10 protein-coding genes are annotated in these 14047 nt (G+C 40.4%); 3 read left to right on the top strand and 7 right to left on the bottom strand.

What is annotated here, in order from left to right:
- Positions 1-123: 123 nt before the first annotated feature.
- Positions 124-1572 (top strand): arginine deiminase family protein, encoded by a 1449-nt coding sequence (locus tag V6R21_RS12375; RefSeq protein ID WP_334243928.1) that lies wholly within the window; start codon positions 124-126, stop codon positions 1570-1572.
- Between the two features lie 65 nt (positions 1573-1637).
- Here the strand turns inward: V6R21_RS12375 and V6R21_RS12370 are convergent, their stop codons facing one another.
- The 7 genes from V6R21_RS12370 to V6R21_RS12340 all read right to left on the bottom strand — a co-directional run bounded on the left by V6R21_RS12370 (position 1638) and on the right by V6R21_RS12340 (position 9895).
- A complete protein-coding gene (locus V6R21_RS12370; protein WP_334243927.1) occupies positions 1638-2528 on the bottom strand; it encodes a 4-hydroxy-3-methylbut-2-enyl diphosphate reductase in 891 nt (296 codons plus the stop codon).
- Positions 2529-2566: 38 nt separating this feature from the next.
- The gene (speD, locus tag V6R21_RS12365; RefSeq protein ID WP_334243926.1) at positions 2567-3778 is read right to left on the bottom strand and encodes an adenosylmethionine decarboxylase; all 1212 of its coding nucleotides are present in this window, start codon (positions 3776-3778) and stop codon (positions 2567-2569) included.
- A 249-nt stretch (positions 3779-4027) separates the two neighbouring features.
- Positions 4028-5230: a hypothetical protein gene (locus tag V6R21_RS12360; RefSeq protein WP_334243925.1), complete on the bottom strand. Its 1203-nt coding sequence runs from the start codon at positions 5228-5230 to the stop codon at positions 4028-4030.
- 30 nt (positions 5231-5260) lie between these two features.
- Positions 5261-7159 carry an ABC-F family ATP-binding cassette domain-containing protein gene (locus V6R21_RS12355; RefSeq protein WP_334243924.1) on the bottom strand — a complete coding sequence of 633 codons (1899 nt, stop codon included), beginning with the start codon at positions 7157-7159 and terminating at the stop codon, positions 5261-5263.
- Positions 7160-7176: 17 nt separating this feature from the next.
- Entirely contained in the window at positions 7177-8298 is a 1122-nt protein-coding gene (lpxB, locus tag V6R21_RS12350) for a lipid-A-disaccharide synthase (RefSeq protein WP_334243923.1), read from the bottom strand.
- Between the two features lie 129 nt (positions 8299-8427).
- The gene (locus tag V6R21_RS12345) at positions 8428-8847 is read right to left on the bottom strand and encodes a 6-pyruvoyl trahydropterin synthase family protein (RefSeq protein ID WP_334243922.1); all 420 of its coding nucleotides are present in this window, start codon (positions 8845-8847) and stop codon (positions 8428-8430) included.
- Positions 8848-9094: 247 nt separating this feature from the next.
- Positions 9095-9895, bottom strand: a complete 801-nt coding sequence (locus V6R21_RS12340; protein ID WP_334243921.1) for a type 1 glutamine amidotransferase domain-containing protein — start codon at positions 9893-9895, stop codon at positions 9095-9097.
- A 300-nt stretch (positions 9896-10195) separates the two neighbouring features.
- Here V6R21_RS12340 and V6R21_RS12335 point away from each other — a divergent pair, with 300 nt between their 5' ends.
- Together V6R21_RS12335 and V6R21_RS12330 are read left to right on the top strand one after the other, a co-directional pair.
- Positions 10196-13207, top strand: a complete 3012-nt coding sequence (locus V6R21_RS12335) for a PAS domain-containing protein (RefSeq protein WP_334243920.1) — start codon at positions 10196-10198, stop codon at positions 13205-13207.
- A gap of 6 nt (positions 13208-13213) precedes the next feature.
- The gene (locus tag V6R21_RS12330) at positions 13214-14020 is read left to right on the top strand and encodes a response regulator (protein WP_334243919.1); all 807 of its coding nucleotides are present in this window, start codon (positions 13214-13216) and stop codon (positions 14018-14020) included.
- Positions 14021-14047 lie beyond the last annotated feature (27 nt).

Below are 14047 nucleotides of genomic sequence, written 5' to 3'. Positions count from 1 at the left end.
TATTTTGTGCAAATAATAGTTAATAACATTCCATTTCACCCAAATTTGAAACATGGAATTTTTATAATAAAAAGAGAAAATATTTATTAATTGCAGGAACTAACTTTTAAGAAATTTCTCGATATGGAAAAAAATATCAACGTTAGCTCTGAAGTCGGTCGCCTTAGGCGGTTAATAATTCACAGCCCAGATGAAGGAATCGGCAAAGTGATTCCAACAAAAGCGCAAGAATGGTTATTCGAAGACATCATTCATTTGGATACCATGCGCAGCAAGGAATATGATCTTTATGTAAAGTTGCTACTCTACTTCTTAGATTACGACAAGATACATGGCGCAATTACTGATGCTGATCACCCTATGAACAGCCGTAATTACTACAAGCCTGATAAGGAGGAATACTTCAACTCAGACAAAGTAGTAGAGCCACAATATCTGCTTTCCGAAATCCTAGAACATCGAGATGTCCGCAATAGATTAGTAGCCTCCGTTTGTGCCTATGAAGAAACCTCCTATGCCATTCAGGACCAACTGTTGGAGCTACCATCCAAAATTCTATCCCGTACACTCATTTCGGGTATCATGCCTGATGGCACCATGATCTTCCCTCCGATTCCAAACTTTATTTTCACCCGTGATATTGGCATCGTCGTTAATGACTACCTCCTTATGAACAAGCCAGCAAAGGCTGCCCGTGCAAGAGAGTCTATTATCACAAAATACATTCTATTCAATCACCCTGCCTTTAGTGAGTACAAGGACAACATTATTGAAATCACTGAAACAGAGGACTTTTTCCTGCTAGATGCCGAAGAGCAAGAGAAGAGTAAGATTACAATGGAAGGTGGAGACATCATGACAATAGCTCCAAACCACCTGCTGGTTGGGGTAAGTGAAAGGACTACCCTTCATGCTGCAAGCCGAGTGGTACAACTGATGCACGAAAAAGGCATCGTTGAGAAAGTCACTGTTATCAAGATTCCAGCTAAGCGTGCTTATATGCATATTGACACCACATTCACACAAGTCAAAAGGAATATGTGGGTCATGTTTGGTTCTTTCTCAAGAGAAGGCATCAAAAAAGAAAGACATGGCGTACTGGAAAGTCTGGTTGGAGATAGCAAGAATGAATATAAACTTGATATCAAGCAGTACATCAAAGGAAGAGATTATTCTGACCCAATTACGTTCGAGTATTTAGAAGACCTATTGGATGACATCAGTCAAAATGACTTGAAGTCTGAAGAACCTACAGAATTTATTTTCTCAGGAAATAACGAGTTCCCATACGGAAGACGTGAGCAATGGACAGACTCTTGTAATGTACTGGCCATCAAAGAAGGGGTTATCATTGGATATGACCGAAACGATAAAACCACGGAAAGTTTCCGCAAAAAAGGTATCGAGCCAATCACAGCTGAAGAGTTACTCAGAAAGTTTGACAAAGGTGAACTGATGCCAGATGAGGTCGAAAACACACTCATCTTGTTACCTTCCGCTGAGCTTTCAAGAGCTAGAGGTGGATCACACTGCATGAGTATGCCTTTATTAAGAGATAGTTTATTCAACTAATCTATAAAAACAAACCCCAACCTCTGACAGGTTGGGGTTTATTCATCTGTATATGGCGATATTTTTTAAGCTTCAACAGGAAGCTGCTCAATATGTTGCTTCACTTGCTCCATCAACCACATTGGTGTGGAAGTCGCACCACTGATTCCTACCTTATCTTCAGGGTTAAACCAAGATGGATCCACTTCTGTTTCGTTTTCAACAAAATAGCTTCTTGGGTTAAAGCTCAGGCAAACATTGTAAAGTGCTTTACCATTTGAACTTTTCTTACCACTGACAAAGACAATCACATCATTTGCTTGAGAAAACTTCTCCATCTGAGGCTCACGGTTTGACACCTGCCTGCAAATACTGTCATTGGCATCAAACATTTCCAGATGTGCTGATTCGCCGTTTGCTTCATTTATACGTTTCTCTATTTCTGCTTTTAGCGAATAGAAACCCTTTGTACTCTTAGTTGTTTGGCTGAAAAGCACCACAGGTCTGCTAAAATCCACTGCTTCCAAATCTTCAATACAAGAAACGATCGTTGCATCATCCTGCGTTTGACCTGTCAAACCAATAACTTCTGCATGCCCAGGCTTTCCATAAATCACTACCTGACCATTAATCTGCTTAGCCCTGTCATAAGCCCCTTTTACCCTGTTTTGCAATTTCAAAACTACAGGACAAGAAGCGTCTATCAGCTCTATATTGTTCTCAATTGCCAAACGATAAGTTTCAGGCGGCTCACCATGCGCCCTGATCAGTACCTTACAATCACGAAGGTCTTTCATTTCCTCACGGTCAATTACTCTCAGACCTTTCTTGTAAAGACGATCCACCTCCATGCTATTGTGAACAATATCTCCAAGGCAATAAAGGCTGCCTGAATCTTCCATTTCTTCTTCTGCCATCTGAATGGCAAACTCAACGCCGAAGCAATATCCTGACTTTTCGTCTATAGTAACTTTCATGGTAAAATGGTTCAGTTAGCTTTGCCAGTTTTGTTATATCAAATTAATTCTAGCTGTCTGCTCAAATAAGGAGGCAACACAAAAGCTGCCTGATGAACTTCAGGAGAATAATAATAGTGAGATGCATTTTGGGAAGGGTTTTGACTATGCCATTCAGCCTTCTGTTTTTTGCAAGCCATTGCAAATAAATACAATCCTCCTCTATCTCCAGAAACCATCGCAAGATAGCAACGCACGGCCCTTTTGCCAAACAATTGGTTCAATGAGTGCAATCGCTCTTTCACTTCATTCAGGTTATCTGAGACTTTCCCTAAACAAATACTCAAACACCCTTCTTCTGAAAGCTTTCCAGCAAGTTCCTGAATAATGTAAGGTCCCTTTTCACGAACAGTGAGTTCATCCAAAACAACCCAATCATACTGCATCAATTCAGGACTACTATTTATAATGACATTTGTAGAAGGGTTTTGTTTTGAGATTCCATACAGATTTTCAGCACATTCAAGTTCCTTTTCCGAAACATGCCAATGTACTTCCCCCTCTTGTCCATGTATATGCTGCAACAAACTTCCCCCTTCGATACCCATCAAAAGCGTTGAGGTTGGCTTGATGCCCTCCGCTAAAGGAACGTAAAGCAGCATTTCATGATTTATTTTGCTTACAGCTGTATCTGTCAGTAGCTCATTCTCTCTTACTAATACCTTTTCTCCATTGGGCACTTGCATAATCTTCAGGTTCCCGAAAGTAGAATTATCCTTATCCCCTACATCCAGCTTAAATGAATGCATGGTATTTTTTCGTACTTCCGTCACCCAAACCGAACGGTCTGCCTTAGCCTTTTGAATCATTGGAGGAAATTTCACTTCAAAGTCAGGCTTGACCAGAAGTTCCCTTTGTCCACGGTGGAACTCAGACACAAACATGTCATTGGATTTGAAAGACTGGGTGAGGTGCTTAAGCGAGACCATAGGGTCAACACTATCGCCACAGGTAAAAAAATCGACTGAAGCGAAGCCATATTCAGGCCATGTATGTACAGCCAAATGGCTTTCCTGAATAACAACCACCCCTGAAACACCATATGGTGAGAAGTGATGAAAAGTTGAGTTGATTACTGTTGCATTGGCAGCAACAGCCGCCTCGACCATTGCTTGTTCCACTGCTGCTACATCATTCAGCACCAATGGGTCACATTCATAGAGTTCTCCAATCAGCTGCCGCCCCAACGACTCCGTTACATCAAATTCCATAGTGATTTTTAACAATTTGAAATCATCCACTCAGTTAGAAAAATGATTTCATTTCTCGATCATAGTTAAAAGGCATTAGGTCACAATATGCCAAGTTTAGATAAAAAAACGACTAATAAACAGATTAGTTGTCCAACGCCTTTCACCCCTTTACTCAAAAAATGGCTTCTAAAGGTAGAAAAATAGTTTAAAAACAGAAAAGGAGTGCCCTGCTATGCAAAGCACTCCTCTCCCTTACATTACTATTATTTAGTTCGCATCCGAAGTTGGAGCTGTAACCTTATCTTTCAGTAGTTTTTCCAGTTCTTCTTTGGAGTTGATATCTACTTTCTGTGTATGTACTGAGCCATTTGTTGCCAAAGCCAGTTTTAAGTATTCAGAATGAATGATTGGTGTTCCATCTTCCTTTTCGCTGACTCTTGCCAGCACTACCCTGACAGGCTTTTTAATAGAAGAGAGCAATTCAAAATCTCTCATTTCAGACCTGTTATCAGCTATGATAACAAACTCTTCAGCTTCAGGAAACTCTCCCTGTGCAAACAGAATAGCTTCAATATCATTTTCAGGAATATCTCCTCCATCCCCACTTTCCTTGACCTTACTCATCAGGCTAACAACCGGAAATACAGTTGGATTCTTGCTTAAATAAAGTCCTCCCGTCTCGCCTACTACTTTGGAGTTGTTTTCTTTAAATCCTCCATCATTGAAAAAAACATATCCCTGTATGTTTTGCGTAGCCTGTTCATTGACTTGCCATAACAGGACCTGAAGCGTGTACTTATACATGCTTCCTGTCCAATCACTGATAATGACTACATTCTCCCAATCCTTATTTCTATTGAAGACAGAAGATGTCGAGCTGTCATTATCCAGAACAATCCCCAGCTTACGTTCTGTCAATCTATCAAAGCGCTTACGGGTAGCAATCTTCAGTTTTTCTTTCTCATCAACCGTCAGTTCCTTCGTTTCTGAAACAGGTTTTGCAGATGCTTTTACTTCTTTCGGATGCGTATAAATGGCAAAACCGTGAAACAGTTGCATGGCTCCTTGCTTATCCTCAAAGCCCTGCTGTGCTACGATTTTCCAGTCAATGGATTTATACTGATCCAATAGCTCTGGCAGTAATGCTTTCAGACTTTGCATGCGATGTGTATTTAGCCCATCCAAGTTCATCCCCTTAGGGAAATCTGTATAAACCAAGTGCACACTATCTATTTCCTGATCTGAAAACGAGATAAGTCCTTCCAGTTCTTCCTGAAAACTGGCGTTTCCATACCCCATCGGCAACAGCAGCTGTTGTCTTTCTGCATCTGAGTCCTCATATACAGCCGTTGATGTACGAGCCGCATTACTGAATACCTTACTAACAGACTGCGCTTCTGCACCAAAAGCCCATGCCATTAAAGCTATCAATAAAGTTCCATGTAAAAAGTAAGCATCCGAAAGTTTCATAGTTTATTGTTTATTTGGTTGATGCTCGTATCAACCGTTAAGTTCATCCAGCTCCAGCCAACGCATCATTTTCTCATCAATCAGATCAATAATTTCGCCTATTTTCTGAGAAATCTGCATCAATTCGGCGTGGTCAGTTACGGAACCGTTCAGCTTATTGTTAAGTTCCTCCTTCTCAGCCTCCAGTTGCTCAATATCCGTTTCTAGCTGTTCATATTCTTTTTGTTCCTTATAAGAGCGTTTGCGCTTCTGCTCTGCTTTGGGCGCTACAGGCTTTTCTTCTTTTTCCTGTTTTTTACGCTCTTTTTCCAATCTTTTCTCTTCCGCTTCTTTTTCCTCCTGAATGTCACGGTAATCAGTGTATTTACCATTGAAGTCAGTCACTTTCCCTTCGCCTTCAAACACAAACAGGTGATCCACTAACTTGTCCATAAAGTAACGGTCATGTGTTACTACCAACAGACAACCAGGAAACTCTTCCAGAAAATCCTCCAATATGCTTAAGGTCTGAAGGTCCAAATCGTTGGTAGGCTCATCAAGGATCAGGAAATTGGGATTATCCATCAACACCTCACACAGGTAAAGCCTTTTTCTCTCTCCACCACTCAAGGTTGACACATAAGCGTACTGTTGCTCAGGAGGAAAGTTGAATCGCTGCAATAGCTGTGATGCTGTTAGGTTATTACCATCTGCCATCGGAATTACTTCCGCCACATCCTTTACAACATCAATAACTCTTTTGTCTTCTGTCAGCTCAATACCTTGCTGAGAATAATATCCGAATACAACTGTCTCGCCATATTCAATTTCTCCTTTATCCAATGAATCCTTGCCAGTCAGGATATTCAGGAAAGTTGATTTACCTACACCATTTTTACCAACAATTCCGATACGTTCTTTGCGCTTGAATATGTAATTGAAGTCATCCAGAATCTTTTTGTCGCCGTAGCTTTTGTCCAGATTCTTCAGCTCCATAATCTTTTTACCCATTCGGGACATCTTCACGCTCAGTTGCAACTTATCTTCACGTTTGCCTGAGGTAGCCTTTTCTTTTAAATCATCAAAGGCATCCATTCTGTATTTTGCCTTGGTACCACGGGCTTTCGGCATTCTACGAACCCAATCCAGTTCCTTGCGCATCAGGTTTTTAGCCTTGTCTACAGAAGCAGCCTCCATTGACTCACGTTCAGCCTTTTTCTCAATATAATAAGAATAGTTCCCTTTATGGCGGTACATTGTACCATCAGACAACTCTAGAATCTCATCACAAATCCTATCTAAGAAATAACGGTCGTGCGTAACGAGTAACAACGAAAGTTTTGCTCTAACCAAATACTGTTCCAACCACTCGATCATGTCCAAGTCCAAATGGTTGGTAGGTTCGTCCATGATCAGCAAATCAGGCTCATCAATCAGCACTTTTGCCATGGCTATACGCTTGCGTTGCCCTCCTGAAAGCTCCTTGATCTTCTGATGCAGGTTTTCAATTTTCAGCACTCCCAATATCTGCTTGATCCTTGCCTCAGCATCCCAAGCTTTCAGCTCTTCCATCTCGGCAGTTACCTTCTCCAGATCTTTCAGTGCCTTGCCCGAAGTGTCTGTCAATTGTCTGTCCAAAACTTCCTCGTATCGGCGAACTGTTCTCAAAATTGGGGAGTCAGATTTTAGGACATGCTCCAATACTGTTTCGGACTCATTGAAAGTTGGGTCCTGAGATAAGTAAGCTACATTGATATTATTGTTGACGGCTACACTACCAGTATCAGGCGTATCTTTGCCCGTAATGATATCCAGCAAAGTTGTTTTACCAGATCCGTTTTTGGCAACCAATGCCACTTTTTGTCCTTGCTCCAAGCCAAAGCTGATATTTTCAAACAACTTCTTGTCACCATAAGACTTCGATATATTTTCTGCTGATAGGAAATTCATTTTTTAGATACTAGATGTTAGATACTAGACTTCTTTTCTGTAAGGTATTGCGTCATTAGGGCTGCCGTACGCTTGGATGTGCCTTCAGTCTTGATCAAGGCTTTCATCTCTGCATAATCTTTCAGGATTCTGTCTCTTTCACCGCCTAATGTTTTCAGTAGTTCAGCTTCCAGATTTTCAGCCGTAAATTCTCCTTGAATCAACTCCTTTACCACTTCTTTCCCTGCAATCAAGTTGACAAGAGAGATGAAATCAACTTTTATAGCCAATTTAGCCAGATAGAATGTCACCCAACTCGTTTTGTAACACACTACCTGAGGTACTTCGAACAATGCCGTTTCCAAGGTAGCCGTCCCTGAAGTTACAACAGCTGACTGTGCATATGAAAGCAGGTCATAAGTTTTACCCACCACTATTTTCATATTCATGGCACGAGCCTCTGCATACAATTCATCTGGAAGGTTATCAACCCCTGCCACCACAAACTCATACTGATCCCTGTATTTAGGTACAATACTCAGCATCGTATGCAGAATGCTTGTCACTTCCTGTTTACGGCTTCCGGGTAAAATAGCAATTATTGGCTTGTCTTCACTCAAACCATTTTCTTCCAAGAAGTGCTCATTAGGCTCAAACTGGGAGATTGCATCGAACAGCGGATTACCTACATAATCGACCTCATAATCATATTTCTTGTAAAAATCCTGCTCAAAGTGCATGATGACAAACATGCGGTCCACCACTTTCTTGATCTTCTTGGCTCTGTCCTGATTCCATGCCCAGACCTTCGGTGAAATATAGTAAAAGGTCTTGAAGCCATGTTCCTTGGCAAAACCTGCTATCTTCATATTGAAACCAGCATAATCCACCAGTACTACCACATCAGGTTGGTAATCCAGTATATCCTGCTTACACTCTTTCAAAAAACCACGGATCTTATTCAGGTTGGCGACAACCTCCAACACTCCCATGAAAGCTGTTTCACGGTAATGTCTCACGAGTGTCCCTCCTGCTTTCTCCATCTCATCACCTCCCCAACAGCGGAATTCAGCCTGCTCATCTCGTTTCTTGAGTTCCTTCATCAGGTTGGAAGCATGCAGATCACCTGAGCGTTCTCCTGCTATGATATAGTATTTCATGTTAGTTCAGCATAAAGTTTTGTAGCTAAAACAGCTTCAGATAAAAATAATGGCTGAACAGTTGAATGGTCATTTCACCACTCACCCATCCAGCCATTCAGTTGTTTCTTAACTCCAGCACTTGGTGGATTATTCCCCGTAGTACCTCACGAAGTTCTTTCTTGTTTCGTGCAATTCAATACAATGCAAGTCTGCATTAGGGGCAAATTCTTTCACCATAGGGGCAAGAATCTTCCAGAACTCCATGGCCAGCGTTTCGCAGCTTGTCATTTTCCCTTTCAGGAAATCGACGTCCATATTGAGGTTCCTATGATCAACTTTGTCAATGATATGTTCATTGATGATCTTACCTAGGTGCTTCATATTCATCACGTAACCTGTGTCAGGATCTGGTGTACCCTTTACTGTTACGATAAGCTCGAAATTATGTCCATGCCAGTTTTCATTAGCACAAGGACCAAAGAACGCCTCGTTTTCTTCCTTTGACCAGTTAGGGTTATACAGCTTATGTGCTGCATTGAAATACTCCCTTCTGCAAATATAAATCATATTTCTATCCGAATTTTAGAGGTTGCAAAGTTAACAACTAATTCAGATAAAGGGAGACTTTCAGCTTAAAAACATCCTATCTTATACAAGATAATACCTAATATTTTTAAAGGTTAAGGTCACAAATAGGTCTTACAGCCATATCAACACATTCAATCATCCTATTTCACCCTGCCTATAAGGCAAAAAGCCTTTGCTTTCACAATTGAAAACAAAGGCTTTTCTAATTTAGAAACTAAATCTCGCTTTATTCAGCCAATTGGTTCAACAGCTTTTCTGCCACCAATTCAGAAGATGCAGGGTTTTGACCTGTAATCAGTAAGCCGTCTTCCTTTACGTAAGGCAGCCAGTTATCCCCTTTGCTATATTCTCCACCATTTTCTTTCAGCATATCCTCCAAAGAAAATGGCACTACTTCTGTCAACTTGATAGCAGCTTCTTCCTCATTACTGAAGCCTGTTACCTTTTTGCCTGCTACAAGATAATTCCCGTCTTTTCCTTTTACATTCTTAAGTACCGCAGGTCCGTGACATACTGTTGCCACAGGCTTGTTGTTAGCATAAAATGCTTCAATCAATGCAATAGAATGCTTGTCTTCTGCCAAATCCCATAACGGACCATGACCTCCCGGATAAAAGACCGCGTCAAAGTCTGCTTGATTTACCTCAGACAATACCTTGGTATTACCCAATTGCTCTTGCGCTTTTTCGTCTTTATTGAAACGCTCTGTAGCAGGAGTAGCCGCATTTGGTTGCTTACTTCTTGGGTCGACAGGTGGTTGTCCACCTTTTGGAGATGCAATAGTAATCTCTACCCCCTCATCCAACAGGGCATAATATGGAGCAGCAAACTCTTCCAGCCAGAAACCTGTCTCTTCACCAGAATCGCCCATTTGTCCGTGGCTTGTAACCACAAAAAGTACTTTTTTGGGTTGTGTCTCATTAGAGGCTACAGCTGAAGTCTCCGTCTTTTCTTCTGTTTTTTTGTCTGATGAGCAACTTGCCAACGCCACCAGCATACCGATCATTAAAATCAGATACTTTTTCAAAACTCTGTTTTTAAGTTAAAATGAATGAAATGTTTCGATTTACAAACCCATTTAGGGTCTCTCCATAGCACAACAAGAAAGATAAAGGATTGTTTTACCTCACTTCACTATGGCCCTACAACTCTGTTTTGTTGTAGTACTAGCTTAATTTCATTAACTTTTATTAAGAGTATACATTACCACTTCTCTAACAAGCTATTTTAAGAATAACACAACCGACCTACTAACCATTTTGACTACCCATTCTCAACAAGGCTAAAACCAAGTTTCTACCATCAACCGCTTAGAGAAATTATTGCTATGAACAACCAGTATGAACAGTTTTTTAAGCTTTCATGCGATCTTTTTGCTATCGCTGATAGTGAAGGCTTTCTACTTCAAACCAATCCCGCTTTCAAGACACATTTTGGTATAACCACTTCATTTACTGAAAAGGTGAAGTTTATAGAACTTATTCACCCTGATGACCAAACTACATTCCAAAAAATTCTCCTAGATCAGCAGTCAACACCATTCAGCAGGTTGAAATGTAATTGCAGTGAAATGCTGGATTCTAATGTCATCTGGAATTTCAGGTTCGAAAAAGAACTGTGCTATATTTCAGGAAAAGATGTCAGCAAACAATACGCTGCTCATGAGGAGCTATTTCAATACAAACGGTTCTTCGAAATGTCATTGGACCTGTTTTGCATCGTAGACCATGATGGGCATTTTAAAAAACTGAACAACAGTTTTACTAAAGTATTAGGGTGGAATGATAAGGACCTCAAAAACAAATCTTTTTCGGACTTAGTACATACCGAAGACCGAGCAGAAACACTAGCAGAGTTCGATAAATTAAGACATGGAGAAAGCTCTACCGGTTTTGAAAACCGATGTATAACCAAAAACAAGGAATGGAAATGGATGCATTGGACTTGTTACCCAAACACAGCTACTGATGAGTATTTCGTGATTGCTCACGACATTAACGAAGTAAGATCTGCACTTGACACAGTAGAACAGCTAAGGGAAAAGTACGAGCTGAAAGATAAATACGAGGCAGAGCTGAATGCTATCAACTCCTCAGTATTGAGGATGGAACTCACACCTGAAGGCAAAATCCTGAGCCTGAATGAGAAGTTTCTAGAACTATTGGGATTTGAAAGAGAAGACATAGAAAACCAAGATCACCAATCGTTACTTTTTGAAAATGATTTTAATGGTGATTCCTACCATGAGTTTTGGGAAAAACTAAAAAACGGCATTCCACAACATCAAGAGTTTAGGCTGAAAGGAAATAAAGAGATTGCTGTTTGGATCAAGAGTTACTACATACCTGTAAAAGACCGAGGACGACACATCAGTAAAATCATTAAAATAGCTTATGACATTACTGAAAGAATCCTGATACAGAAACAGCTCGAAGAACAGCGTAAGCGGTTGGATTATGTTATCAAAGGAACCAATCTAGGTACCTGGGAGTGGAATGTTCAAACAGGGGAAACCATTTTCAATGAACGCTGGGCTAATATTATTGGCTACAAACTGGAAGAATTGTCTCCTATTTCAATTGATACTTGGACTCGGTTTGCTCACCCAGAAGATCTAGAGAAAAGCGCCGTTGCACTTCAAAACCATTTTGAGGGCAAAACGGAGTTTTACAACTTCGAGTCAAGAATGAAACATCGGGATGGACATTGGATTTGGGTGTATGATCGGGGCAAAGTAGCATCATGGACAGAAGATGGTCAACCTTTATGGATGTACGGAACACACCATGAAATCACAGAGCGGAAAACCCTAGAGAAAAAGCTGAAAGAAGCAAAAGAAATGGCTGAGTGTTCGGCTAGTGCCAAAGATATTTTCCTTGCCAATATGAGCCACGAGATCAGAACACCCCTAAATGCCATCATCGGTTTCACAGATCTCCTTAAAAAATCTTCCCTTAACCAAATCCAGTCGAAATATGTAGACACTATCACCATTGCTTCCAAAAACCTGCTCGTCCTTATCAATGACATTCTTGACATATCCAAAATTGAGAGTGGTAGGCTTGAACTTGAAAAAAAGCCATTCAGTATCAAAAAGCTGATCAATGACACAGTAAAGCTTAATTCACAGACAGCCAAAACCAAACAGATCAAGCTTATTTCAATAGTCGATCACGAAATACCAGACTTTGTGCTGGGAGACTCTACCCGTTTGATGCAAATACTCGTCAACCTGATTGGCAATGCCATCAAGTTTACACAAAAAGGGAATGTGGAAGTCATGTCATTTCTGAAAAAGGAAAGTGAAAAGCATGTGCGAATATCCTTCAAGGTCAAGGACACAGGCATTGGGATTGCCAAAGAAAAAATACAAAGCATTTTTGAGAGGTTTACACAAGCAGAAAGCTCCACTACCCGAGAATACGGAGGTTCTGGATTAGGACTGAACATCGTAAAGATGCTTGTACAGCTTCATAACGGTCAACTCAAAATCAAAAGCAAAGTAGGTAAAGGAAGCGAAATCAGTTTTGAGATTAATTTCCCTCTTGTAAATAGCTTGGATATGAGCATTGAAGAGGTGATTGCTGAAAAGAATGAAATCGGTCAACTTGATAACCTAAAGGTATTAATTGTAGAAGACAATGAGCATAACCAAATTTTAGCATCCACTTATATTTCAAAAAATAACGGAATTGTTGATCTGGCTGAAAATGGAAAAGTAGGCGTTGAGAAAGCTAAGCAAAGGCAATATGATATCATTCTGATGGACTTACAAATGCCTAAAATGGATGGTTTCGAAGCATCGAAATACATACTGGAAAAAGTAGATAAGTCTGTACCGATTGTAGCCTGTACAGCTCATTCCGCTGTAGAAGAAAAAAACAAAGCCATCGCACATGGTATGGTAGATTGTATCACCAAGCCCTACTCTGAGCAAGAGCTGGTCAACACCATTCTTAAGTATGGCAAAAAAGTGGACACACTGACCAAAAATAACCGAAACCACGGTAGTTCAGATGACTTTTTGGAAATCCTCAAAAATATAGAGACAGAAGAAGGTCCTGATTTTATAAAGGCAATGTTGGATGTCTTTAACCGGAAAATTCCTGATTATATCCATGAGTTAAGAGAGGCTCTGAACGATAAAGAATGGAAATCCGTCAACCAGAAAGCGCATATTATTGCAGGTTCGTTAAGCAGCTTGAACTTTAAATCTGGCTATGAACTGGCCAAAGAAGTCGAAATTACCTCCCTCTCTGAGGTCCCCGAAGATATTGAGCCACAAGCAAACAAGCTTATCCACTACCTCGAAAATGCATTGAAAGAAATTAAAAACTAGAACACTATGCTAAAGTCGAATAACCTATCTGTATTAATTATAGAGCACGACCCTGTTTTTGGCTCAAAGCTCAATGACTGGGTTACGCCATCTGTCAAAGATGTTACACTTGCCAATACCGCTCAAAAAGGTCACTCCTTTCTTTTAAGCAAGCAGCCACATATAATATTTCTTGACCAAAAACTCTCTCATTACAAAGAAAATAACCTGATCGCATTCACTAAATCCGTATTTCCTGATGCAGCTGTTATTTGTCTTTCCAATGCTGAAAATGTCAATGAGCTTGCTGTAGCCAAGCAACAAGGAGCTGATTACCTGATGAAACGTAGAGATTTGAAAAAGCCAGATATTGACAATGTATTGGATGCGGCTATCCGCTCTACAAACAAGAAACTTCCTTTGTGGCATTTCTTTAAGTTTATAAAACCCAAACACCCGCCTGTACACCGCAAGCAGGTTGCCATTGTTGAAGATGACGAACTCTTCTCATTCCACTTAACCTGGTTATTGGATCAATCAGAAAACAATCCCATCATAGATTCCTTTTCCAGTGCACAACCTTTCTATTCTTACTGTGAAATGACCAAACCGGACATTGTGTTTTTGGATTACTTCCTACCAGACACAAATGGTGAAGAAATTCTCAAGTTCATCAAGGATGTTTCCCCTAAATCAATAGTAAATGTTATCAGTGGACAGGACAGTACCGATACAGCCTTCAAGCTAAATGCGATGGGAATAGAAAACTATATAGTCAAAAATCCTGAGTGGAAAAGTAACTTCAAGAACCTGATGGCTAAACTAGATTTATAAAAATGAAGCCAAAAAAAGTCTGGTTAC

The organism is Limibacter armeniacum (genome assembly GCF_036880985.1).
Taxonomy (GTDB): Bacteria; Bacteroidota; Bacteroidia; order Cytophagales; family Flammeovirgaceae; genus Limibacter; species Limibacter armeniacum.
The sequence above is the reverse complement of the archived record's forward strand: the minus strand, read 5'-3'. Positions and strand labels throughout refer to the sequence as shown.

Coding starts and splice junctions, on each gene's coding strand:
- lpxB (WP_334243923.1), bottom strand. CDS start 8,298: ATGAAATACTATATCATAGCAGGAGAACGCTCAGGTGATCTGCATGCT.
- speD (WP_334243926.1), bottom strand. CDS start 3,778: ATGGAATTTGATGTAACGGAGTCGTTGGGGCGGCAGCTGATTGGAGAA.
- V6R21_RS12330 (WP_334243919.1), top strand. CDS start 13,214: ATGCTAAAGTCGAATAACCTATCTGTATTAATTATAGAGCACGACCCT.
- V6R21_RS12355 (WP_334243924.1), bottom strand. CDS start 7,159: ATGAATTTCCTATCAGCAGAAAATATATCGAAGTCTTATGGTGACAAG.
- V6R21_RS12375 (WP_334243928.1), top strand. CDS start 124: ATGGAAAAAAATATCAACGTTAGCTCTGAAGTCGGTCGCCTTAGGCGG.
- V6R21_RS12360 (WP_334243925.1), bottom strand. CDS start 5,230: ATGAAACTTTCGGATGCTTACTTTTTACATGGAACTTTATTGATAGCT.
- V6R21_RS12345 (WP_334243922.1), bottom strand. CDS start 8,847: ATGATTTATATTTGCAGAAGGGAGTATTTCAATGCAGCACATAAGCTG.
- V6R21_RS12335 (WP_334243920.1), top strand. CDS start 10,196: ATGAACAACCAGTATGAACAGTTTTTTAAGCTTTCATGCGATCTTTTT.
- V6R21_RS12370 (WP_334243927.1), bottom strand. CDS start 2,528: ATGAAAGTTACTATAGACGAAAAGTCAGGATATTGCTTCGGCGTTGAG.